The sequence below is a fragment of the Caulobacter sp. 602-2 genome, from assembly GCF_011043625.1.
Taxonomy (GTDB): Bacteria; Pseudomonadota; Alphaproteobacteria; order Caulobacterales; family Caulobacteraceae; genus Caulobacter.
In genome coordinates this window covers 23,861-45,871 of sequence record NZ_JAAKGT010000005.1, presented here as the reverse complement: position 1 = coordinate 45,871, position 22,011 = coordinate 23,861, and the positions used below count along the sequence as shown (strand labels likewise).

The 22,011-nt window shown below is 69.5% G+C and carries 19 protein-coding genes and 1 pseudogene; 9 read left to right on the top strand and 11 right to left on the bottom strand.

The genetic code is table 11. From position 1 onward, the window contains the following. Window positions 1-29 precede the first annotated feature (29 nt). The gene (locus G5B46_RS12260; RefSeq protein ID WP_165259021.1) at window positions 30-374 is read left to right on the top strand and encodes a hypothetical protein; all 345 of its coding nucleotides are present in this window, start codon (window positions 30-32) and stop codon (window positions 372-374) included. A gap of 63 nt (window positions 375-437) precedes the next feature. Here G5B46_RS12260 and spt read toward each other — a convergent pair whose 3' ends face one another. From spt to G5B46_RS12210, 10 genes are all read right to left on the bottom strand, one after another. Then, on the bottom strand, window positions 438-1,652 hold the full coding sequence (gene spt, locus G5B46_RS12255) for a serine palmitoyltransferase (RefSeq protein ID WP_165259019.1): 1,215 nt from the start codon (window positions 1,650-1,652) through the stop codon (window positions 438-440). A 3-nt stretch (window positions 1,653-1,655) separates the two neighbouring features. After that, complete coding sequence (locus G5B46_RS12250) at window positions 1,656-1,907, bottom strand: acyl carrier protein (protein ID WP_101711242.1); 252 nt, start codon at window positions 1,905-1,907, stop codon at window positions 1,656-1,658. A gap of 79 nt (window positions 1,908-1,986) precedes the next feature. Beyond that, window positions 1,987-2,943 (bottom strand): NAD-dependent epimerase/dehydratase family protein, encoded by a 957-nt coding sequence (locus G5B46_RS12245; RefSeq protein ID WP_346764911.1) that lies wholly within the window; start codon window positions 2,941-2,943, stop codon window positions 1,987-1,989. A 1-nt stretch (window position 2,944) separates the two neighbouring features. Beyond that, window positions 2,945-4,657, bottom strand: coding sequence for a fatty acyl-AMP ligase (locus G5B46_RS12240; protein WP_240903455.1), 1,713 nt, complete (start codon window positions 4,655-4,657; stop codon window positions 2,945-2,947). After that, window positions 4,654-6,054: a lipopolysaccharide biosynthesis protein gene (locus G5B46_RS12235; protein WP_165259016.1), complete on the bottom strand. Its 1,401-nt coding sequence runs from the start codon at window positions 6,052-6,054 to the stop codon at window positions 4,654-4,656. Before G5B46_RS12235 ends, G5B46_RS12240 begins: the two co-directional genes overlap by 4 nt. Next, entirely contained in the window at window positions 6,051-7,211 is a 1,161-nt protein-coding gene (locus tag G5B46_RS12230; RefSeq protein WP_165259015.1) for a glycerophosphotransferase, read from the bottom strand. The genes G5B46_RS12235 and G5B46_RS12230 overlap by 4 nt, the downstream gene beginning before the upstream one ends. Window positions 7,212-7,221: 10 nt before the next feature. After that, complete coding sequence (gene lptC / locus G5B46_RS12225; RefSeq protein WP_165259013.1) at window positions 7,222-7,836, bottom strand: LPS export ABC transporter periplasmic protein LptC; 615 nt, start codon at window positions 7,834-7,836, stop codon at window positions 7,222-7,224. Between the two features lie 87 nt (window positions 7,837-7,923). Then, entirely contained in the window at window positions 7,924-9,072 is a 1,149-nt protein-coding gene (locus tag G5B46_RS12220; RefSeq protein ID WP_165259012.1) for a DSD1 family PLP-dependent enzyme, read from the bottom strand. A gap of 3 nt (window positions 9,073-9,075) precedes the next feature. Further along, a complete protein-coding gene (locus G5B46_RS12215) occupies window positions 9,076-10,350 on the bottom strand; it encodes a D-arabinono-1,4-lactone oxidase (protein ID WP_165259010.1) in 1,275 nt (424 codons plus the stop codon). Window positions 10,351-10,532: 182 nt separating this feature from the next. Next, window positions 10,533-11,195, bottom strand: coding sequence for a TetR/AcrR family transcriptional regulator (locus G5B46_RS12210; protein WP_165259009.1), 663 nt, complete (start codon window positions 11,193-11,195; stop codon window positions 10,533-10,535). A 149-nt stretch (window positions 11,196-11,344) separates the two neighbouring features. Between G5B46_RS12210 and G5B46_RS12205 the strand changes: the two genes are divergently transcribed. Then, complete coding sequence (locus G5B46_RS12205) at window positions 11,345-12,427, top strand: serine hydrolase domain-containing protein (protein WP_165259007.1); 1,083 nt, start codon at window positions 11,345-11,347, stop codon at window positions 12,425-12,427. 106 nt (window positions 12,428-12,533) lie between these two features. After that, complete coding sequence (locus G5B46_RS12200) at window positions 12,534-13,940, top strand: M20/M25/M40 family metallo-hydrolase (protein WP_165259380.1); 1,407 nt, start codon at window positions 12,534-12,536, stop codon at window positions 13,938-13,940. 45 nt (window positions 13,941-13,985) lie between these two features. On the opposite strand, the pseudogene G5B46_RS24430 reads toward G5B46_RS12200, so the two are convergent. After that, window positions 13,986-14,103, bottom strand: a pseudogene (locus G5B46_RS24430) (hypothetical protein); the annotation flags it as partial. A gap of 397 nt (window positions 14,104-14,500) precedes the next feature. On the opposite strand from G5B46_RS24430, the gene ftsQ reads away from it, so the two are divergent. The 6 genes from ftsQ to hppD all read left to right on the top strand — a co-directional run bounded on the left by ftsQ (window position 14,501) and on the right by hppD (window position 21,980). Then, window positions 14,501-15,406 (top strand): cell division protein FtsQ, encoded by a 906-nt coding sequence (gene ftsQ, locus G5B46_RS12195; protein WP_165259006.1) that lies wholly within the window; start codon window positions 14,501-14,503, stop codon window positions 15,404-15,406. 33 nt (window positions 15,407-15,439) lie between these two features. Continuing rightward, window positions 15,440-16,765, top strand: a complete 1,326-nt coding sequence (ftsA, locus tag G5B46_RS12190) for a cell division protein FtsA (RefSeq protein WP_165259379.1) — start codon at window positions 15,440-15,442, stop codon at window positions 16,763-16,765. 430 nt (window positions 16,766-17,195) lie between these two features. After that, on the top strand, window positions 17,196-18,749 hold the full coding sequence (gene ftsZ, locus G5B46_RS12185; RefSeq protein WP_165259004.1) for a cell division protein FtsZ: 1,554 nt from the start codon (window positions 17,196-17,198) through the stop codon (window positions 18,747-18,749). Window positions 18,750-19,010: 261 nt separating this feature from the next. After that, entirely contained in the window at window positions 19,011-19,481 is a 471-nt protein-coding gene (locus tag G5B46_RS12180) for an Lrp/AsnC family transcriptional regulator (RefSeq protein WP_165259002.1), read from the top strand. Between the two features lie 295 nt (window positions 19,482-19,776). Continuing rightward, window positions 19,777-20,895 carry a histidinol-phosphate transaminase gene (hisC, locus tag G5B46_RS12175; protein WP_165259001.1) on the top strand — a complete coding sequence of 373 codons (1,119 nt, stop codon included), beginning with the start codon at window positions 19,777-19,779 and terminating at the stop codon, window positions 20,893-20,895. A gap of 23 nt (window positions 20,896-20,918) precedes the next feature. Then, window positions 20,919-21,980 carry a 4-hydroxyphenylpyruvate dioxygenase gene (gene hppD / locus G5B46_RS12170; RefSeq protein ID WP_165258999.1) on the top strand — a complete coding sequence of 354 codons (1,062 nt, stop codon included), beginning with the start codon at window positions 20,919-20,921 and terminating at the stop codon, window positions 21,978-21,980. The last annotated feature ends 31 nt before the right edge of the window (window positions 21,981-22,011 follow it).

Genomic DNA, 22,011 nt, shown 5'->3' with positions numbered 1-22,011 from the left:
CTTCGCTGCCTGGTTGCTGGAGCTGTCACTTGTCTTTCATCGCCAACCTCGCGATCGACGCAAAAGCCCCGGGCGGCGACCCGTTCGTCATCAATATCGAGATCGGCGCGCCGTACCGTCACGCCAGGTACGAAGCCTGGGCCTGCGACCTATCACTGGCGCCGCTCCACGAAGATCTGAGACCGGCGGTCGGTCAGGATTCCCTCCAGGCCTTGTGCCTGGCCCTGCGCCTGGCGGGCAGCTTGCTGGAAGGCTTCGTGCAGCGCGGCGGTGTCCTGTCGATGGAAGGCGAGCGCTTTCCCCTCGAGGCCTATTTCGACCCGCCCTTCGTCGGGTTGCGCGGTGGATCCGATCCGCGGCCCGAACTTGGGTAGGGAGCAAGAAAAAGCCCCGGACCTCGCGGCCGGGGCTTCGTCTTTTCAGCGGTGCGCCTGCCCTTAAGCGAAGGCGCGCTGCTGGCCGTCGATGACGCCGAGCGCCGTGCCGACTTCGGCGAACACCTTGAGGACCTGGTCGATCTGCTCGTGGGTGTGGGCGGCGCTGATGCTGGCGCGCAGCAGCGGGCGGCTGTCGGGCGTGGCCGGCGGCAGGGCGAGGTTGAGGTAGACGCCAGACTGCAGCAGGCCGTTCCACATGGCGATGGCGCGCTCGACGTCGGGCATGGTGGCCGCGACGATCGGGCTGGCGGCCGGGCCGGTGACGAAGCCCAGCGCGGTCAGGCCGTCATAGAGGCGGCAGGCGTTGCTGTTGAGCTGCTCGCGCAGGTGCGGCTTGGCGATCATCTGCTCCAGCGCCACCAGGGTCGAGGCGACCACGGCCGGCGGCAGCGAGGCGGTGAACATGTACGGACGGCAGATCACGCGCATGACGTCGAAGTCGTCGAGGTTCGACACGCAGAAGCCGCCGATGGCGCCCAGGCTCTTGGAGAAGGTGCCGACGATGAAGTCGACGTCGTCTTCCACGCCGGCGGCTTCGGCGAGGCCGCGGCCGGTTGCGCCGAGCACGCCCATCGAGTGGGCCTCGTCGACCAGCAGGTAGCCGCCCATCTCGCGCTTAACGGCGGCGATTTCCTTGAGCGGCGCGGTGTCGCCGATCATCGAGTAGATGCCTTCGACGACGATCAGGCGCTCGCCGGGGACGTCCTTGAGGCGGCGCAGGCGCTTGGCCAGGTCCTCGGGGTCGTTGTGGCGGAAGCGGATGACCTCGGCGTGGCCCAGGCGCGAGCCGTCGTAGATCGAGGCGTGGCTGTCGGCGTCGAGGATCAGGTGGTCGCCGCGGCCGACCAGGGTCGACAGGACGCCCAGGTTGGCCTGGTAGCCGGTGGTGAACACCATGGCGTGCTTGCGGCCGTAGAACTTGGCCAGCGCTGTCTCCAGGGCCACGTGGGCCTCGAAGCTGCCGTTGGCGATGCGGGAACCGGTGGTGCCGGTGCCGCGTTCCTGGACGGCCTTGACCGAGGCGGCGATCGCCTTCTCGTCAAAGGTCAGACCCAGATAGTTGTTGGTGCCCAGCAGGATCGTGGGACGCCCCTCGACGATGCCCTCGGTCGGCGAGACCACGGCGTCGAAGCGGACGGTGAACGGGTCGGCGCCCGCTTGCTGGATGGCCTTGTACGCGTCGCGATAGGCCAGGTGCTTGTCGAACAGACCCATCGGTCAAGCCTTGGTTCGGAGATCGTTGATCAGTTTGGAGAGGTCGCCGGCGGTTTCCACCGCGGCGAGGCGATCGAGCGGAATGGAGATGTCGAAGGCGTCTTCGAGTTCCATCACGATGTTCATCAGGGCGAGGGAATCCACAGCCAGGTCGCGGCCGATGTGGGTGTCGTTCGTCACCTCGACCGTCCGGCCGAGCACCTTGCTCGTCGCCAGCCCGATCTCACGCAAACTCAGATCTGTCACTGTATCCATGCCAAACGCCAGACGCCCCCGTCAAAGCACTGTGACCGCACCGTAACAGTGTCTCTGTCAGATATCTGCCACAATTGAACTAGTCGCTGTATTTTTTCGACAACCAGCCAGCCGACCGATACCAGTCGACGGTTTCGCCGAAGCCGCGGGCAACATCGTGACGACTCGGCGACGACGCAAGGGATGGATCGTCCGAAAACGCCCAATCGGGGTGCGACAGTTCGCGCGCCTTGCCCGAACCGAACACCGATGGTTGCTTTGAAATCTTACTCGCCCCATCGGCGAGGGTTCCGGCCAGGCGAATGAGCCCCTCAGGCACGCGCAGAAGGCGAGGCGGCGGCGCGCCGACGGCGGCGGCGGCCGCGCCCATGATCTCGGTCCAGGCATAGCCGTCGGGCCGGGCGTCGCAGATCGAGGCCAGGCCCGTTCGACCGCCGACGACAAGGTCCAGGATCTGGGCGGCGGCGTCGCGCACCTCGATCATCGCCACCCGCGAGGCGGGCGACAGCACCGGCAGGACGCGGCTGGCCTGCGCGGCGGCGAACAGGCCGACGGTCTCGCGGTCGCCGGGACCGTAGATGGCCGGCGGGCGCACGATCAGCGCGTCGGGCGCGACCGCCAGCACCGCTTCCTCGCCGGCGCGCTTGCTGGCGGCGTAGTCGGAAAGCTGGGGTTCGCGGGCGGCGAGGCTGGAGATCAGCGCAAAGCGGGCGCCGGCGTCGCTCGCGGCCTTGGCCACGGCCTGGGCGCCGTCGACGTTGACCTTGTCGAAGGCGGGCCGGTCGGCGGCCTTGATCAGGCCGGCCAGGTGGACGACCACGTCGGCGCCGTCGCACAGGCGCGCCAGCACAGCGGCGCTGGACAGGTCGCCCAGCACGACCTGCGGCTCGATCCCGCGCCAGAACGGCGAGATCGGGTCGCGGCGCGACAGGATGCGGGGCAGGAGGCCCCGTTCAGCGATGGCGCGGACGAGGTGCTGGCCGAGGAAGCCGGTGGCGCCGGTGACGGCGATGGTCCTCGGCCCGGCGTCTTCCACCTCAGGCGCGCTCGTAGGCGCCGGCCAGGTAGGCGGCCTTGGCCTTGGAACGGCTGAGCTTGCCCGACGAGGTCTGGGGCAGGGCGTGAGCCCCGACCAGCTTGACCTGGGTCTCGACGCCATGGCGCGAGCGCAGGACGCCGGCCACGGTCTCGACCAGGGCCGCGCGGCTGTCGGCGTCGCCGCCGCGGGCCTGGACCAGGATGGTGACGATCTCTTCTTCGGCCGCGTCGCCGGGAACCGAGAAGGCGGCCACGTCGCCGCTGCGCAGGCCGGGGACCTCGCGCTCGGCGGTCCATTCCAGGTCCTGCGGCCAGATGTTGCGGCCGTTGAGGATGATCAGGTCCTTGGCGCGGCCGGTGATGACGATCTCGCCCTCGACCAGGAAGCCGAGGTCGCCGGTGTCGAGCCAGCCGTCGGCGTCGAGCACGCGGGCGGTCTCTTCGGGCTGTTCGAAATAGCCGCCCATCAGGCTGGGGCCGCGCGCGAAGATGCGGCCGACCTGGCGCTCGGCAACCGGCTTGCCGTCGGCGTCGCGCACTTCCAGCTGGTGGTGGGGCAGGGCCGGGCCGCAGCGGGCGAAGGCCCGGGCGCGTGGCGCGTCGGCGCCGACCGTGACGGCCAGGTCGTCGCGCTCGAGGCGCTCGATGTCGAGGACTTCCAGCTTCAGGCCCTGGCCCAGCGGGGCCATGGAGAGGGCCAGGGTCGCCTCGGCCATGCCGTAGCTGGCGACATAGGCCTTTTCCGAGAAGCCGACGGCGGCGAAGCGTTCGGCGAAGGCCTCGACCGGCGCGGTGCGGATCATGTCGCCGCCCAGGCCGGCGCTGCGCCAGCGCGAAAGGTCCAGGTGGTCGATCGAGGCGGCCTCGGCGCGACGGGCGCACAGCTCGTAGCCGAAGGTGGGGCTGTAGGCGATCGTGCCGCCGTTGCGGCTGATCAGGTCGAGCCACAGCAGCGGCCGGCGCACGAAGGCGCCGGTGGGCAGCAGGTCGACGCTCATCTGGCTGGTCAGCGGGCTGAGCAGGAAGCCGATCAGGCCCATGTCGTGATAGAGCGGCAGCCACGAGACGGCGCGGTCTTGCGCCTTCACCTGCAGGCCGTCGCGCGTGATGGCCACGGCGTTGGCCATCAGGGCCTTGTGGGTCACCAGCACGCCGGTCGGAAAGCGGGTGCTGCCCGACGAGAACTGCAGGTAGCAGGGATCTTCGGGCGTGATCTGCGGCAGCGCCGCGCCGGCGTCTTCCGGCAGGTCGGCCAGCGGGGCGGCGAAGGCCAGGCCCGCCGCGTCGCCGATCTGCTTGAGCCACTCGGCCATGCCGGCCGGGCCGATCAGGATCTTCGCATGGGCCGAGGCGCACATGCGGCCGATCTGCTCGACATAGGCCTCGCGGCCGCCCAGCGGTGCGGGCAGCGGCAGGGGCGCGGGAACCAGGCCGGCGTACTGGCAGGCGAAGAAGGCGCGCACGAAGTCGCCATCGGTTTCGGCGATCAGGGCGACGCTCTCGCCGACCTTGGCGCCGGCCGCCAGCAGGCGACGGGCCAGGCCTTGCGCCTGCTCGCGCAGGGCGGCGTAGGTCAGGGCCTCGACCAGCTCGCCGCGCAGCGAATGCAGGTTGATCCCGGTCTCGCCGGTCGCGGCGAAATCCAGGGCGGCGGTCAGGGTCGGGAAGTCGGCGAGACGGACGGTCCTGCCGGAAGCGGTGGGCGTATTCATTGCGGATCGCCTTTGCGCTCGTTCAGGGGTTCCGCGCAAGTCTGTTCGCGCGCGGCGGCGCTTTTGTCCTCGCGCTCGGCGGCGGCTTCCGCTGCGAGACGCGACCGGAGGGTGATGAACATGCCGATCGCCATGCAGGTCGAGGCCAGGACCAGGGCCGCGCCGGCGCCGGTCAGGTCGAAGATCTGCAGCAGGGGGACGAGGGCGGCGAAGTAGATGGCGATGACGACGATGCGCACGCGCAGGGCCGCGCCGGCGGCGTGCATCGACACCAGCATCGGCTCGATCGGCAGGGCCATGATGCCGATCGCGGCGGCGGCGACCTGCCAGCTCATGATGCCGGCGGCCGAGGCGTACTCGGGGCCCATAATCACGGTCAGCAGCCAGGGGCCGGCCAGTAGGCACACTGCCAGCAGCACGCCGGCCACGCCGCCGCCGATCAGGGCGATCTGGCGGGCCAGGCGCAGCATGGCCGCATCGTCCTTCTGCGCGCGCAGGCGGGCGAATTCGGGATGCAGGGCGGGCAGCATCAGGCGGGCGGGCTTGGCCATGCCGTCGGCCACCTGGCGTCCGACACGCCACATGGCGGCCGGGGCGGGGCCGACCAGTGCGCCGATCGCCAGGGTCAGGACGTGGGTGAAGCCGACCTCGATGGTGCTGCTGAAATTGGTGGCCCAGGCGAAGCGCCACACGCCCGGCAGGCCCGCGCCCAGCGGCCCCACCAGGCTGAAGCCGTCCAGCAGGCCGCGCTGCAGCAGGCTCCAGACCGCGATGGCGGCCACGTAGAGGAACGAGGCGATGGTGCCGGCCGCCCAGGCCAGCAGGAACATCTCGATGGGCGCATCCATCGACGCGGCGATCACGCAGCCGATCAGGCGCACGACGGACGAGACCACCTGCTCGGCGGCCAGCATGCGGAAGCGGTCGAACAGGCGCAGCAGGCCAACGCCCGTGGCCGAGGTCATGACCCCGATCGACAGGCAGTACAGCGCGGCCTCCGGCGCCAGGTGGTCGGGCCAGCCCATGTAGTGGCTGAACAGCAGGCTGCCGCCCACGCCGATGGCGACGCCCGCGACCGCGCCGATGCCGTCGAGCACCAGGGCGAACCGCATCACCTGCTGGAAGGTCTTGCGATCGCCGTCCATCAGCGGTTTGGCCCCGTACTGCACGACGGTCTGCCAGGACTGGAACTTGGCCATCTCGCCCAGCGCCTGGGCGAAGGCGTTGATCAGCGTCAGGAAGCCGAAGGCCTCGATGCCGAGGCTGCGGGTGGTGACGGCGATGTAGGCCAGGCCGACGACGGCGTTCAGCCCGCGCCCGCTGAGCAGGGCCCCGACATTGGCCAGCATCCTGGCCAGCGGGTTGACCTTGCCCGCATCCTTGGGGGCCGCGCTCATCGGTCGAGGACGGCCAGGCGGTTGATGATGGCGCGGGCGGCGCGCTCCGACGAGGCGACCGAGGTGATGTCGAAGGTCTCGGCCACGCCCGCCTGCTGGGCTTCCAGGAAATCGCCATGGCCGGCGAAGGCGGCGGCGATCGCGTCGCAGATCCCGTCGGCGGTCTCGCGCACCGGCCCGTACAGCCAGTGATGGAAGCTCTCGTCGCCCTTCCAGTCGGCGTGGCTGGGGTTGAGGAACAGGCAGGGCTTGGGCGTGCGCAGGAACTCGTAGACCTGGCTGGAGACGTCGCCGAGATAGAGGTCGGCCGAGCGCGTGTAGGTCATGTCGAAGGCGGCCGGGCCGCCCAGGTCGACGTGGATGCGGGGGTGGCCCTCGAAGCGGGCGACGGCGCGGCGGTCGGCCTCCGAGGCGGTCTCGAACAGGCGCACGTGCGGGGCGAAGATCAGGTTGAACCGCTCGTCGGCGGCGAACTGCTCCAGCACCGAAAGGCCGAAGGCGCTCCACGAGCCCAGGGTCTCGTGGAAGTGGGGGTTGTAGACCACCGTCGGCAGGGACTTGGCGAAGGCCGGGACGGCGCTGGGCGGCAGGGCGTCGACGAGGTCGAACTTGGGATAGCCGACCATGGCGCAGGCCTCGGGGCGGACCCAGCCCTCGTCGATCATCCGGTCGCGCTGCTTGGGGCCGGCGGCCATGACCAGGTCGAACACCCGCAGGCGCGGTTCGAACGGCCCGCCGCGATCACCGGCGCCGTGCTGGGTGTAGACCAGGGCGGTGCGGCGCACGCCCAGCTTGCGCAGCAGGGCGGTGGTGCGTTCGGGCGTGACCACGGCGTCGTAGGTCGACAGTCGGCCGGCGTTCAGCGCCAGCATCAGGGCCTTGGGCGGGGGCGCTGCCTTGGACATCCGCCGCAGCCAGGCCGGCGGCAGCAGGCGCAGGGTGATCGGCGCGCCGCCCAGGCCGTCGAGCATGCCCTGGATGTAGTCGAGATGCCCGGCCGAGGTCGCGGCGATCTCGACGCGCACATCCGGCCAGGTCCGGGCCATGGCCACGGCGATCGACAGGCTGTGCCAGACCTGGTGAGGCTGGGCGATGTAGAGAAAGCACACGCGCGTCGCGCGGGCCCGTTGCTGGTCCAGGAGGCCGAGGCCGTTCATCGGTCGTGGCCTAGTTGGTGGGCTGGACGCGGGTGCGGACACGGCCCTTGAAGACCACGCGATCGCCCTTGTCGCTGACGCTGTAGCTGTCGGCGCTGACATTGCCGCGCGGACCGGCGCCGGAGACCGGGGCGCCGCCGACGACCTCGCCGGTCTTGGTGTCGATGCGGGCTTCCTGCGAGGCGAACTGATAGCCCTGGCCGTTGTCGATCTTCACGTCCTTGGTCAGCACCAGCAGGTTCTGGGCCTCCTGGTAGATCCCGTCCTTGGAGGTCACCTTGCTGGCGTCGGGCGCGCCGTAGCCGCGCACCAGCGTTGGCTCGACCAGCTTGACCTTGTTGGGATCGGCCGCGTCGCGCTCGGCGCGGCGGGCGGTGATCAGGAAGGCGCGGCCGTCGCGCATGGCGCCGGTGAAGCGCGGATTGTCCATCGCCAGCGGCGCGGCGGTCTGGGCCCGGGCGGCGTTGCGGGCGTCGAGCATGCGGAAGGTCGTCTGACCGATCACCACGCCCGAAATGCCGACCGCCAGCACCAGCAGGCCCGCGCGCGCCCAGCGCGCCGAGCGCCGACGCCGGTTGCGGCGAGGCTTCTTGGCGGGGGCGACGGAAAGGGCGGCGGTGGTCATGCGGGCGGACGTTCCAGAACGGACGCCATGGATAGTCTTCAACGCGCCCGACGCCAAAGCGGTTTTTCTGAAGACGAGGGCGGGCTGTTACCGCGACCGCCCCCGCGCCGTCACCGGCCAGACGGCGACCAGGGTGTCGCCCTCGACCACGTGATAGGCGTCGTAGAGGTTCACGGTCGGGTCGCAGTGCGGCGCGGCCAGCGTCACCCGCGCGCCGAGCGGCGGAGGCGAGCCGGACGACGGAACCAGCGCGCCGTGCTCGTCGCCCATGAAGAAGTAGCGCGAGCCTTCAGGGGCGCCGGCCACGACCTGGGGCGGATCGGCATCGGTCGACATCGCCTTGAAGCCGGCGTCGACCGTGACCATGCCCGGGCTGTTGGCGCTGACCACGCGGGCGTCGATGAACAGCGAGCGCCGGTAGGGGCTGGCGTCCGCGCCTTCGCCGGCCAGGTCGCAGGCCAGGTACTGGTCGTCCATGAACACGTAGGAGCCGACCTGCAGCTCGGTGAAGATCGAAAGCTCGGCGTCGATGCGGTGCGAGCCGGTGCCCGAGCCGCTGACGATCGGCGGCGCCCCGCCGGCGGCGGTCAGGGCGTCGATGACTTCGCGGATGTAGGCCCCGCGATCCTCAAGCGCCGTCTTGCGGACGTCGAAGGCCTCGATGTGCTGCTGCACGCCGCAATAGCATTGCAGGCCTGCATAGGTCAGGGCGGACTCGCCCTTGATCGCCTCGAACAGGGAGACGGCGGCCTGCGGCGAGGCCACGCCCGTACGGTGGATGCCGGGGTCGAGATCGATCAGCACCTCCAGCGGCTTGCCGCTCGCGCTGGTCGCCGCGCCCAGGGCGGCGACGTTGGCCGGATGATCGACGACGACCTTCAGGCCTTCGGTCGCCAGGTTCAGCGCGGCCAGGCGGGCGACGGCGGGCGCCGAGACCACCGGCGAGGTGATCAGCAGGCCGGTCGAGACCCCTTGCGCGGCCAGGGCCTCGGCCTCGCCGATCTTGGCGCAGCACAGGCCTGCGGCGCCGGCCGCCAGCTGCAGGCGGGCGATGTCGGCGCTCTTGTGGGTCTTGGCGTGCGGGCGAAGCTTCAGGCCCTTGCCCGCGGCGAAGGCGGCCATGGTCGCGATGTTGGCCTCAAGGGCCGTCCGGTCGACCACCAGGACCGGGGTGTTCAGCAGGTCGCGGGAACCGGGCTGGCCGACGAGGCCGGCGTGCAGGGCGATGTCGGTCATGGATCAGATTCCGAACAGCTGGCTCAGGTGGGCGTTGGCGAACTTGGCGGTCGGATCCCAGGCCTGGCGCACCCGCAGGAAGTCGCCGGCGCGGGGATAGAGGCGGTGGACGTCCGCGAGGGTCAGGGTATGGCGCTTGGCCCAGTGCGGTCGACCGCCGCTGTCGGCCAGCACGGCCTCCATTTCGGCGAAGGCCGGTCGCCAGGGCATCTTGGCGTACTGGTGGAACGAGATCGAGGCGCCCGCGCCGATGTTGAACGGGCTCATCCAGATGTCGTCGCCGGCCACGAGGCGGAACTCGAACGGGAAGGTGATGGGCAGGCGGCGCTTGCGGATGTGGGCCATGGCCGTCTGCAGCGTGGGCAGGCCGGCGGCGCGCGGCATCTCGTACTCCATCTCCTCGAAGCGGACGTTGCGCTCGGAGGGGAAGACCTCGAAGGCCGGGCCGGCGCGGCGGGCGGGCTTGCCGGCGACCTTCATCATCAGCTTCTGCAGCGGCGCGGTCAGGACGGGCAGGGCGGCGCACAGGTCGCAGATCGTTCGGAAGGTGTCCTCGTCGCCTTCGCCGCTCTTGCCCAGGGTCTGGTCGGCGGCGTCGGCCGGAACGGGATGCAGGGTCTTGAAGATGACGTCGTCGCTGTAGGGAAAGACCCAGAACTCCATGTGGCGCGTGGTGGCGGCCAGGTCGTCGAAGCACTCGATGACCTGGGCCAGCGGCATGCGGCTGACGCGTTCTTCCAGGTGGTAGGCGGGGACGACGTTGATGCGGATGGCGACGGCCACGCCCAGCAGGCCCAGCGAGACGCGCTGGGCCTGGTAGAGCTCGGGCTCGAGGTCTGGGCCGCATTCGACCAGCCGGCCGTCGGCGGTCATCAGTCGAAAGCCGCAGGCCTGGGTCGACAGGCTGCCGAGCTCCGCGCCGGTGCCGTGAGTGCCGGTGGCCGTGGCGCCGGCCAGGGACTGGGGATTGATGTCGCCCTGATTGATCAGCGACAGGCCCTCGGCCCACAGGGCGGCGGTCAGGCGCTTGAGGCTCCAGCCGGCGGGCGCCCAGACGGTCTTGCGGTCGGGCGCGATCTCGACCGCGCCTTCCAGGTCAGACAGGTCCAGCAGCAGGCCGCTCGTCTCGCACAGCGGCATGAAGGAGTGGCCGGCGCCGACGACGCGGACCTTGTCGGCCTCGGCGACCAGGCGCGACAGTTCGTCGACCGTGCGGGGCCGGGCTATCCTGCTGGGCGTCGCCACGACGCTGCCCGACCAGTTCTTCCAGCCCTCCATCGGCGCTCCCCCGCTGCGATGGACTGACGATAGTAAAAACTATCGTTATTGCAAGTCGGTGTTATGCGGGGGCGGAAATCCCCCTCAGTCGCTTCGCGACAGCTCCCCCAGAGGGGGAGCTTCCTCTAAAGCGTGGCGCTTCCAGATCCTCCCCCTCTGGGGGGGCGGAGGGCCGGAGGGGGTCACAACTGAGCGTCGAACGTCTCGAAATAGCAGTCGAACAGGCGGCCAATCTCTTCGGCCAGGGCGGTCGCGTCCTGGCCGGGCTCCTCGACGGCCATCTCGGTGGCGGCGTAGGTCAGTTCCACCATCATGCGCGTGGCGGTGCGGATCCGCGTCGGCGAGACCGACGGGAAGCGTGCGGTCAGCACCTCGCCGAACTGCCCGGCGACCATGTCGCGCGAGGCGAAGCGCAACTGCTGCAGCATCGGCACGGCCCGCAGAGCCCGGCCGATGGCCGCGCCGCCGGGAAAGCGGCGAGTCATTTCGATGACGTCGGTCAGCAGGGCGGCGGTCTTGGCCACGCGCTCGGACGCGGTCTCGCCCTCCAGGCCGCCGGCCTCCATCCAGGCGAACACGGCCTCGTCCTGCAGCCGCATCAGCCGGTCGCCCAGCTCCTTGAGGATCGCGTACTTGTTGGGGAAGTAGCGGTAGAGCGCGGGCGGGGTCAGGCCGGCGCGCTTGCAGATGGCGTTGGTGGTCAGCTGTTCGAAGCCGGACTCGATCAGGAGCTCGCCGGCGGTGGCCAGCACCACCTCGTAGGTGTCCTGGGCGCGGGCCTGGGTCGGCCGCAGCTTGGCGTCGAGCGGGATGTCGGCGGCCGGTTCGACCGTCGGCTTGGGCATCGGGGTCTCCTGAAGTCGCCTCCAGACCTAGAGCGCTTCTCGTCGAATGCCAATGTTCGCCCATTGCCAAAGCTTAACGGGACTTGGCCGCGGGCCTGCGCCAGGGTCGCGGCCATCGCTGGGGGCGGCGGTTTGTGGGGAGTTTTCCGATGATCGACCGACGCGGCCTGTTCGCCGCCGCAGGCGCGCTGTGCGCCGCGCCCGGCCTGTCCCTGGCCGCGCCGGCCACGCTGGGCGCCGACAATCCCGTGGTCGACGCCTTCGTCGCCGAGCAGAAGTTCCAGGGCGTGGTGATGATCGGGCGCAAGGGCAGGGCCTCCTACGCGCGCGCCTTCGGCATGGCCGACATCGAGGCGCAAAAGCCGGCGACCCGCGACACGGTCTATGCGATCGCCTCGATCTCGAAATGGCTGACCACGATCGCGGTGCTGCGCCTGGTAGAGCAGGGCAAGCTCTCGCTCGACGCGCCGATCGCGACTTGGTTGCCCGACCAGCGGCCCGACACCGGCAAGACGGTGACCCTGACGCACCTGCTGTCCAACACCAGCGGCGTTCCCAACGGCTTCATGCCCGCGCTCAAGGCCGATCCGGAGGTGCTCAAGCGCGAGGTGTCGGCGGCGCAGGCGGTGAGCCTGTTCTGCCAGGGCGATCCTCTGTTTCCGCCGGGGAGCAGGTTCGACTACGCCCTGACCAACTGGTTCATGGTCACCGCCATCGTCGAGGCGGCGACGGGCAGGCCGTTCCAGGCGGTGGTCGAGGAACTGGTCACCGGGCCGCTGAAGATGAGCCACACCCGCGCGGGCCGCATCGACGCCGAGGCCGGCGTGGCGGCGTCCTATTATGCGGGCCCGCCCCTGGCGCGGCGGGAGAACGCCCGGCTGGCGGTGATGGCGGCGGGCGGGGGCTATTTCAGCACGGCCGACGACCTGCTGGTCGCGGCGCACCTCGTCTTCGACACGTCGTTCCTTTCGGACGCCTCGCGCAAGGCCATGACGACGATCCTCGTGCCCGAGCAGGACTATGCGCTGGGCGGCCGGGTGCGCAGCCTGACCATCGACGGCCAGGTCAGGCTGGCGGGGTGGGAGACCGGGCGCACGGCCGGCTACCGCTCGGTGCTGGGTCACCGGCTCGACACCGGCGACACGGTGGTGATCCTCAACAACACCGACCTGTCGCAGAAGGCGCTGGATCTCTTCGCCGACAAGCTGCTGGGCGCAGCGCCCAGGGCCTGACGGGGCGAATTTCGCTTCACCTGCCGACTGCTGACAAAAGTGGGCGCCGTGCGGGGTTCTCCACCGGGAGAGCAGTGCTATGACAGCTGCCTCTTAGGGGAGAATCCTGCTCATGATCCGCAGCCTGCTGACCGCCGTCGCCGCCTCCGCCCTGCTGGCGGGCGCCGCTCACGCACAAGACGTCAAGACCGCCGAGGCGCTGCGCGACAAGGCCCTGAACGATCGCCTGGCCTGGGACATCACCGAGGACCTGACCACCAACATCGGCCCGCGCCTCGTCGGCTCGCCGGGCATGGAGCGCGCCAAGGACTGGAGCGTGGCCAAGTTCAAGGCGCTGGGCTTCACCAACATCAAGGTCGACCAGTTCGCCAAGCCGTCGTGGACGCGCGGCGAAGAGAGCGCCGAACTGGTCGCGCCCTATCCGATGAAGCTGTCGATCGTGGGCCTGGGCCGCACCATCCCGACGCCGGCCGAGGGGATCGAGGCCGAGGTGGCGCTGTTCTCCACCTACGCCGAGATGGTCGCCGCGCCGGCCGCCGCCATCAAGGGCAAGATCGTCGTCATCACCCAGCCGATGGTCCGCGCCCAGGACGGCGCCGGCTACGGGATCGCCGGCATCTCGCGCCGCGCCGGTCCGGTCGAGGCCGCCAAGCGCGGGGCCGTGGCCCTGCTGATCCGCTCGGTCTCGACGTCCAGCTCGACCGTGCCGCACACGGGCGTGACCACGAACGGCGCCGACGTCGTCACCATCCCCGCCGCCGCCCTGGGCGTGCCGGAGGCCGAGCAACTGGAGCGATTGGCCAAGAAGGGCCCGCTGCGCATCAAGCTGAAGCTGGCCTCGACCCTCGACGCCGGCGACGTGGCCTGGAACATCTCGGCCGACATCAAGGGCTCGGAAAAGCCCGACGAGGTGATCGTCATCGGCGGCCACCTCGACAGCTGGGATGTCGGCACCGGCGCCTTCGACGACGCGGCCGGCATCGCCATCACCACGGCCGCGGCCAAGCTGATCGGCGAGTTGCCCAAGCACCCCAAGCGCACCATTCGCGTGGTGATGTGGGGCTCGGAGGAGAGCGGCGGTTCGTCCGACGCCTTCTTGGCCGCCAACAAGTCCAGCCTCGAAAAGCTGGTCCTGGCCGGCGAGAGCGACACGGGCGCCGACCGCATCTACAGCCTGCAGCTGCCCAAGGGGGCGGAAGGCCACCCGGCCATGAAGGCGGCGATCCAGACGCTCAGCCCGCTGAAGATCTATTTCGACCGCAATCCGGCCGCCCACGGCGGGGCCGACATCGGCGGGATCGAGGGCGCGGGCGTGCCGGTGGTGAACCTCAACCAGGACGCCAGCCGCTACTTCGACTACCACCACACCGCCGACGACACCCTGGACAAGGTGGATCCGATCCAGCTGGCCCAGAACGTCGCCGCCTGGACGAGCTTCATCTATCTGGTGGCCGACAGCGACATCGACTTCCGCGCCCTGGGCGCGGCCGCGCCGGCGCAGGCGGGGCACTAGCCTTTCCTCTTCCCTCTCATCGTCATCCCGGAAGCCGCGCAGCGGCTATCCGGGACCCAGGGGACTGGGCTTTGCGGTTGGGCTGGGCACCCAGCGGTCGCCGACGCATAGCGGCGGCCCCTGGGTCCCGGCTCTACGCTTCGCTTCGGCCGGGATGACGAGCGAAGCTGAAACACTCCCCGCGCGTGCGGCGCGTCGCCGCGACCCTCGGGTGAGTCAAAAAGTCGCGAAGCGCGGCCGTTCATACTTTATGTGCTCATCCACAGATTTGCGGCGCCGCATCATCGCGCCCCAAAGCCCCGGCGCGACAGGGAAAACGCGCTGCAAACCCTGACAGCGCAAGGCGGCGATGGGTTAACGGCTGTCCCGAAATGGCGCACGCCTTGGTTGCCGAGCCGTAACGCGGCGGCCTCTTCGTTATCCCGGCATTAACGACCTTCAGGCCTTTCTACGCCTCCGTAGGCGCTTTGCCCGGACCCGCCCCGTCGTCGAACGATGGTCGGGATCGGAGAGGCGCTCAAGGGTTCCGTTTTTCTAGTGTCTGATGGTGGAGGACGCTTATGCCCGCGGCAGTGCGGGGGGGACCGCGCAAGCCAGCGCGCCCCCGGGCCGAAGCGCCCGCAAGTCCGAACAAGGCTCGACCGGCTCCGCAACAGCCGGCGGGGAAGCTGCATGCCGCGCGCGGCGGTGTCGGCGTGTCGCCGACCCTGGCCCTGGGCGTCGCTGGCGGCGCGCTGGCGCTCGCCCTCGTCGTCACCCTGGCCACCGGCCACCGCGCCGAGCGCCTGGGCCAGGCCATGGTGCACGGCGTCGACGGTGAGTTCGCCAACCTGGGCTTCAAGCTGAAGGCCGTGCACGTCACCGGCGCCTCGGCCACGGCCCAGGCCGACATCCTGAAGGCCAGCGGCCTCTACCAGGACCAGCCGACGCTGGGCATGGACCTGGTGGACCTGAAGAGCCGCGTCGAAGGCGTGGGCTGGGTGAAGTCGGCCAAGGTGGTCCGCCTGCTGCCCGACACCGTGATGATCGCCGTCGAGGAGCGCCCGGCCCTGGCCGTGTGGCAGCACTCGGGGCGCCTGAAGGTGATCGACGCCGAGGGCCGCATCATCCGCGAGGCCGACGCCGCGCGCTTCCCGCACCTGCCGCTGGTGGTGGGGCAGGGCGCCGACCAGGCCGCGGGGAACATCCTGCCGGCGGTCAACGCCCGGCCGCGCCTGCGCGATCGTCTCGAAGCGCTGGTGCGCGTCGACGACCGCCGCTGGGACCTGCGATTGAAAGATGGCTCGCTGATCCAGCTGCCGGCCATTGACGAAGAATCCGCGTTGATTCAATTGGATCAACTGGACCAGCGGCAACGCATCCTCGATCTCGGCTTCGCGCGCATCGACCTGCGCGATCCCGAGATGGTGGCGATCCGGCCCCGAGACTCCGTGCTGCCCGGGCAGCCCGTGGCCAACGGGGCGTAAGAACAGAAACGATGGACTGAGGTGACCCTGACCATGTCGCGACTTGAGGACCGGAGACAGGCCCGTGACGGCCTGAAGGCGACGCTCGTGCGTCAGCCCGCGGTCGCGGCCGTGGACCTGGGGGCGTCGAAAGTCACGTGCTTCATTATGAAGGCGGACGGCGTCCACCGCGACAACCGCACTCTGACGACCGCCGGGGTCGGCTACGTGCAGTCGCGCGGCGTGCGCGGCGGGGCGATCGTCAATCTGGACGAGGCCGCCCAGGCCATCGCGCAAGCCGTGGAGCGCGCCGAGACGGTCGCCGGTGTCAGCGTCCAGGGCGTCAGCGTCTGCACCGCGGGCGGCCAGCTGGCCAGCCATCGCGTCCACACCCAGGTTTCGCTGGGCGCGCGTCCGATTGCGGACGGCGACCTGTCGCGCGCCATCTCCTCGGCGCTGGCCCAGGTGCGCCTGCCGGGCCGCAAGCCGATCCACCTCTTGCCGATCGCCTGGTCGGTCGACGGCCAGAAGGGCATCCGCGACCCGCGCGCCATGTTCGGCCGCTCGCTGGGCCTGGAACTGCTGGTCGTCTCGGTCAACGAGAACATCTTCCACACCCTGGCCCACTGCGTCGAACGCGCCCACCTGTCGTTCGAAGGCATCGTCGCAGCGCCCTTCGCCTCGGCCCTGGCGGCCTTGGAAGAGGACGAGATGGATCTCGGCGCCGTCTGCATCGACATGGGCGGCGGCTCGACCTCGGTGGCCGTGTTCAACAACGGCGCCCTGTGCCACGTCGACAGCCTGGCCGTCGGCGGCGGGCACGTCACGCAGGACATCGCCCGCGGCCTGCAGACCTCGGTCGCCGGCGCCGAACGCATCAAGACCCTGCACGGCAGCGCCATCGCCTCGGCCAACGAGGACCGCGAGATGATCGAGGCCCCGCCGCGGGGCGATGATCCGGGCGCGGGTCCGGTGATCGCGCCCCGGTCCCTGCTGAAGGGCATCATCCAGCCGCGCGTCGAAGAGACCCTGGAGCTGCTGCGCGAGCGCCTGAAGGCCTCGGGCGCGCCGGTGGAGCCGGGCGCGGGCATCGTGCTGACCGGCGGCGCCAGCCAACTGGCCGGCGTGCGCGAAGTGGCCGTGCGAGTGTTCGACCGTCCGGTGCGTCTGGGCCGTCCGCGCCGGGTGCCCCACCTGGCCGACGCGGCCTCGGGACCCGCCTTCTGCGCCGCCGCCGGGGTCCTGCATCGCACGGCCTTCGGCCCGCGCGAGGTGGTCTCGCCCAAGGCCCTCAGCGGCGGGCAGGTGCGCAAGCGTCCGATGGACCCCAACGCCTCGCCGGTGGCCAAGGCTGCCGCCTGGCTGCGCGACAACCTCTAAGCGTTCGTCCCGAAGCGGGAAAACGACCAGCGCCTCGCCCGAAAGGGCGGGGCGTTTTCGCATGTGCGGGGCAAATCACCCGGCTCGCCCGATGGGTGAATTAACCCTGTCGCTTAACTTTCTAAGTGCCTGAATGGCCAAACAGTGTAGTTTCGCGCCCCCGAATCCGAGGGGTTCGACGCGAAAAACAGGCCAGCGGCGTTCCGCCGCACGAGGGTTCCGGCCCAGCTTGGAAACCAAGGAGTTCCAAGCAATTCCTTTGGATAACTCGCTTTTTTCCCTGTAAGCGGGATCGACCTGCAGCCGACTCAGATTATGGCTTTAACCGCCAGTTAACGATGGTGGTTGTTCTGTTAACCCGATCGTCGAGGCGTTACCGACTTGCGGTCGGTTGATTTGGCGAATTCGGCGTAAGGACGCGAGGGTCCCCATGGCTATTTCTCTTTCGGCGCCGCGCACCACCGAGCTGAAGCCGCGCATCGTGGTCTTCGGCGTTGGCGGCGCGGGCGGCAACGCCGTGAACAACATGATCGAGGCGGGCCTCGAAGGTGTTGAGTTCGTCGTCGCCAACACGGACGCCCAGCAGCTCCAGTTCGCCAAGACCGACCGTCGCATCCAGCTCGGCGTGCAGATCACGCAGGGCCTGGGCGCCGGCGCGCACCCCGAAGTGGGCATGAGCGCCGCCGAAGAGAGCTTCCCCGAGATCGGCGAGCACCTGGAAGGCGCTCACATGGTGTTCATCACCGCCGGCATGGGCGGCGGCACCGGCACCGGCGCAGCCCCGATCATCGCCAAGTGCGCCCGTGAGCGCGGCATCCTGACCGTCGGCGTGGTGACCAAGCCCTTCCACTTCGAAGGCCGTCACCGCATGCGCCTGGCCGACGCCGGCATCCAGGAGCTGCAGCGCTACGTCGACACCCTGATCGTCATCCCGAACCAGAACCTGTTCCGCGTCGCCAACGAACGCACGACCTTCGCCGAAGCCTTCGGCATGGCCGACCAGGTGCTGCACTCGGGCGTCCGCTCGATCACCGACCTGATGGTGCTGCCGGGCCTGATCAACCTCGACTTCGCCGACGTCCGCACGGTCATGACCGAGATGGGCAAGGCGATGATGGGCACCGGCGAGGGCACCGGCGAAGACCGCGCCCTGATGGCCGCTCAGAACGCCATCGCCAACCCGCTGCTCGACGAAGTGTCGCTGAAGGGCGCCAAGGCCGTGCTGGTCAACGTGACCGGCGGCATGGACATGACCCTGCTCGAAGTGGACGAGGCCGCCAACGCGATCTCCGACCAGGTCGACGCGGAAGCCAACATCATCTTCGGCGCGGCCTTCGACCCGTCGCTGGACGGCGTGATCCGCGTGTCGGTGGTCGCCACCGGCATGGACGGCGCCTCGATCCAGCAGATCGAGCCCAAGCCGGCCGCTCGCAACACCCACGCCGCGCCGCTGCTGGCTGAGACCTCGCGTCCCGCGCCGCAACCGGCTCCGCAACCCGCCCCGGCCCCGCAGCCGGTCGCCCAGGCTCCGGCCCAGCCGGAAATCCGCCCGGGTTCGCGCTACGAGGCCCGTCCGATCGAGCGCCCGACCGCCACGGCCTATCCGGAACCGGCCTACGAGCCGGCCCCGCAGCCGCACGCCCAGGCCGACCTCTACGCCCAGCCGGAAGCCGCCTACGAGCCGGAACCGGTCTATGAGCCGGCCCCCGCGCCGCGCGTCACCCGCATCGTCGACCCGATGGTCGCCGAAGCCGACGACGAGCCGCTGTACAGCGATCACTACGAGGATCGCCGCCAGCAGAAGAGCGGCGGCTGGATGAGCCTGTTCGGCGGCGGTCGCCAGCAGCGCTACGAGCCGGCCCCGCAGCCGCAGGCCCGCCAGACCGGTTCGGCCCGTCCGCAACTGCAGCCGATCGATCCGCCCCAGGCCGACGACGGCGAGGATCTCGAGATCCCGTCGTTCCTGCGTCGCCTGGCCAACTGAACACCGAGTTAGTACCAGTAAGCGTAACAGTAAGCGTACCGCGTAAGTCGAAGCGCCCGGGTCCCTCTGGTCCCGGGCGTTTTGCTGTTCAAGATGCTCTCCCTGAAGGGGGAGCTGTCGCGGAGCGACTGAGGGGGAAGTGACTGCTGGATTTCAGCAATAACTTCCCCTTCCGGCCCTTCGGGCCACCTCCCCCTTCTGGGGGAGGATCGCGCAGCCAAATCGTCATATACTGCCGAAAAGCCACCCTTTCCGGTCACGATGAAGCTCACTCGCACCGACAAGAAGATCCTCGATGTGCTGCAGCGCGACAGCGGGGTCACGAACGTTGAGTTGGCCGAGCGCGTGGGCCTGTCGCCCAGTCCGTGCCTGCGCCGGGTCAAGCAGCTGGAAGCCGCGGGCCTGATCAGCGGCTATGTGGCGGTGCTGGATCGGCGCAAGGCGAGGCTGGACCTGCTGGCCTATGTCGAGGTCGCCGTCGATCGCCACAACGAGGCCGCCGCCGAGGCCTTCAAGGAGGCGATCCTGCGTGAGCCTCTGGTGGTGGGCTGCCACGCCATGACCGGCAGCTACGACTACCTGCTGCGGGTGGTGGCCCCCAACCTCGACGCCTATGCCGAGTTCACGATGAAGCGCCTGCTGAAGATGCCGGCGGTGAAGGACATACAGTCCAGCTTCGTCCTGGAGACGATCAAGGACTCCACGGCCCTGCCGCTGGATTATCTGGAGTAGGGGCCCTTCTCCCCTTTTGGGAGAAGGTGGCGGCCGAAGGCCGACGGGTGAGGGGTCTCTCAGACGTTGCATGCCTCGCCTGGTCGAAGCGCCGCACGCAGCTTCGAGTTCTGAGAGACCCCTCACCCGACCTCCCTCCGGGAGGCCACCCTCTCCCGCAAGGGGAGAGGGATCTGGCGGGCTTTCAGGTCATAAAATGACCGTTGTGAACCTAACTCTGGTCATAATCGCCACAACGCGTCTCCTGGCCTGACCTATCCTGACGTCCGTATCCCCGACTCCCGGAGCGGCCGTCATGCTGGTTCTCGATCGCAAGCCCCAGGCTCAGGCCGCCACGCCCATGCGCGCCGCGCTCGACGGCGTCGTGGCCTACAAGGCCGGCATGACCCTGGCCGAGGCCGGTCGCCGCACGGGCCTGTCGGACTTCGCCAAGCTGGCCAGCAACGAGAACCTGCTGGGCGCCAGCCCCAAGGTCGCCGACGCGGTGATGGCCGCCGTGGCCGAGCCGCAGATCTATCCCGATCCCTATTGCGAGACCCTGCGCGCGGCCATCGGCCAGCGTCTGGGCGTGTCTTCGGACCGCCTGCTGGTCTCGCCGGGGTCGGAAGCCCTGATCGACTACGTGTTCCGCGCCGTGTTGGCGCCGGGCGATGAGATCCTGCTCTCCTCGCCGACCTTCCCGGCCTACGACATCTTCGCCCGCTGCGCCGAGGCGGCGATCGTCGACGTGCCGCGCCTGGCCAATTTCGACCTCGACGTTCCGGCCGTGGCCGCCGCGGCCGCCAAGGGCCCCAAGCTTCTGATCCTCTGCACGCCCAACAACCCGACCGGCAACGCGCTTTCCAAGGACACGGTCGAGACCGTGCTGGCCGCGACCCCGAAGACCACCCTGGTGTTCGTCGACGAGGCCTATCGCGAGTACTACGAGGCCTACGACATGCTGGCCGTGCTGGAGGCCTGGGGCGGCCCGTGGATCGCCGCGCGCACCTTCTCCAAGGCCTATGGCCTGGCCGGCATGCGGGTGGGCTATGGGATCGCCTCGTCCGAAGAACTGATCGCCTATCTCGACCGCCTGCGCCCGCCGTTCAACGTCACCGCCGTCAGCCAGGCCGCGGCGCTCGCCGCCTGGGAAGACCGCGAGCACCTGGCCTCGACGGTCGCCCTGACCCTTTCGGAACGCGCCCGCGTCGAGGCGGCGCTGGACGAGATGGGCGTCGAATACACGCGCTCGGAAGCCAATTTCGTCTTCCTGCGCACGCCCGCCGGTCCCGAAGCCACCGCCATGCGTTTGTTGCATGAAGGGCTCATCGTCCGCCCGACGCCCGTGAAGGGCGGCTGGGTGCGCATCACCATCGGCCGGCCGGCCGACAACGACCGCCTGATCGCCGGCCTGCCGGCCGCGCTGGTCCCATAAGAACAAGTGCTAGGGAGGCTTCCATGCCCGTCACGACCGACAACCCCCTCGGCCTGAACGGCTTCGAGTTCGTCGAATTCACCAGCCCCGATGCGGCGGCGATGAAGGCGATCATCGAGCAACTGGGCTTCGTGCCCGCCAGCACCCATCCGACCAAGGCCGTGACCCGCTACAAGCAGGGCCGCATCAACCTGCTGGTCAACGAGGAAGCCGACGGCCAGGTCGCCGACTTCCGCGAGGCTCACGGCCCGTCGGCCAACGGCATGGCCTTCCGCGTCGACAACGCGCAGCAGGCTTTCGAAGACGCGCTGAAGCGCGGCGCCAAGGCCGCCGACGCCTCGCGCTCGGTGCTGGGCGAGAGCGCCAAGGTGCTGGAAGGCATCGGCGGCAGCTTGCTCTATCTCGTCGAAGGCGAGGGGAGCATCTACGACGCCTGGACGCCCGTTCCCGGCGCTGCCGAGGCCGAAGCGGCCAATTCGGTGGGCCTCGATTTGCTCGACCACCTGACCCACAACGTCAAGCGCGGCCAGATGCGCACCTGGTCGACCTTCTACAATCAGGTCTTCGGCTTCGAGGAGCAGAAGTACTTCGACATCAAGGGCCAGGCCACGGGCCTGTTCAGCCAGGCGATGATCGCGCCTGACAAGGCCATCCGCATCCCGCTGAACGAGAGCCAGGACGACAAGAGCCAGATCGAGGAGTTCATCCGCCAGTACAACGGCGAGGGCATCCAGCACCTGGCCCTGACGACCGACGACATCTACGGCACGGTCGAGCGCCTGCGCGCCCGTGGCGTGAAGCTGCAGGACACCATCGAGACCTATTACGAGCTGGTCGACAAGCGCGTGCCCGGCCACGGCGAGGACCTGGAGCGCCTGCGCAAGAACCGCATCCTGATCGACGGCAATGTCGGCGACGAGGGCCTGCTGCTGCAGATCTTCACCGAGAACCTGTTCGGTCCGATCTTCTTCGAGATCATCCAGCGCAAGGGCAACGAGGGCTTCGGCAACGGCAACTTCCAGGCCCTGTTCGAGAGCATCGAGCTGGACCAGATCCGCCGCGGCGTGATCACGGTCGACGCGTAAGCGTTCGCGCCGATCCCCTCAGCCCGTCATC

What these genes read in the sequence shown, in the direction of transcription:
- spt (WP_165259019.1), bottom strand. Translation starts at nt 1,652, where the DNA reads ATGGGTCTGTTCGACAAGCACCTGGCCTATCGCGACGCGTACAAGGCC.
- G5B46_RS12250 (WP_101711242.1), bottom strand. Translation starts at nt 1,907, where the DNA reads ATGGATACAGTGACAGATCTGAGTTTGCGTGAGATCGGGCTGGCGACG.
- G5B46_RS12240 (WP_240903455.1), bottom strand. Translation starts at nt 4,657, where the DNA reads ATGAATACGCCCACCGCTTCCGGCAGGACCGTCCGTCTCGCCGACTTC.
- G5B46_RS12235 (WP_165259016.1), bottom strand. Translation starts at nt 6,054, where the DNA reads ATGAGCGCGGCCCCCAAGGATGCGGGCAAGGTCAACCCGCTGGCCAGG.
- G5B46_RS12230 (WP_165259015.1), bottom strand. Translation starts at nt 7,211, where the DNA reads ATGAACGGCCTCGGCCTCCTGGACCAGCAACGGGCCCGCGCGACGCGC.
- lptC (WP_165259013.1), bottom strand. Translation starts at nt 7,836, where the DNA reads ATGACCACCGCCGCCCTTTCCGTCGCCCCCGCCAAGAAGCCTCGCCGC.
- G5B46_RS12220 (WP_165259012.1), bottom strand. Translation starts at nt 9,072, where the DNA reads ATGACCGACATCGCCCTGCACGCCGGCCTCGTCGGCCAGCCCGGTTCC.
- G5B46_RS12215 (WP_165259010.1), bottom strand. Translation starts at nt 10,350, where the DNA reads ATGGAGGGCTGGAAGAACTGGTCGGGCAGCGTCGTGGCGACGCCCAGC.
- G5B46_RS12210 (WP_165259009.1), bottom strand. Translation starts at nt 11,195, where the DNA reads ATGCCCAAGCCGACGGTCGAACCGGCCGCCGACATCCCGCTCGACGCC.
- G5B46_RS12205 (WP_165259007.1), top strand. Translation starts at nt 11,345, where the DNA reads ATGATCGACCGACGCGGCCTGTTCGCCGCCGCAGGCGCGCTGTGCGCC.
- ftsQ (WP_165259006.1), top strand. Translation starts at nt 14,501, where the DNA reads ATGCCCGCGGCAGTGCGGGGGGGACCGCGCAAGCCAGCGCGCCCCCGG.
- ftsA (WP_165259379.1), top strand. Translation starts at nt 15,440, where the DNA reads ATGTCGCGACTTGAGGACCGGAGACAGGCCCGTGACGGCCTGAAGGCG.
- ftsZ (WP_165259004.1), top strand. Translation starts at nt 17,196, where the DNA reads ATGGCTATTTCTCTTTCGGCGCCGCGCACCACCGAGCTGAAGCCGCGC.
- G5B46_RS12180 (WP_165259002.1), top strand. Translation starts at nt 19,011, where the DNA reads ATGAAGCTCACTCGCACCGACAAGAAGATCCTCGATGTGCTGCAGCGC.
- hisC (WP_165259001.1), top strand. Translation starts at nt 19,777, where the DNA reads ATGCTGGTTCTCGATCGCAAGCCCCAGGCTCAGGCCGCCACGCCCATG.
- hppD (WP_165258999.1), top strand. Translation starts at nt 20,919, where the DNA reads ATGCCCGTCACGACCGACAACCCCCTCGGCCTGAACGGCTTCGAGTTC.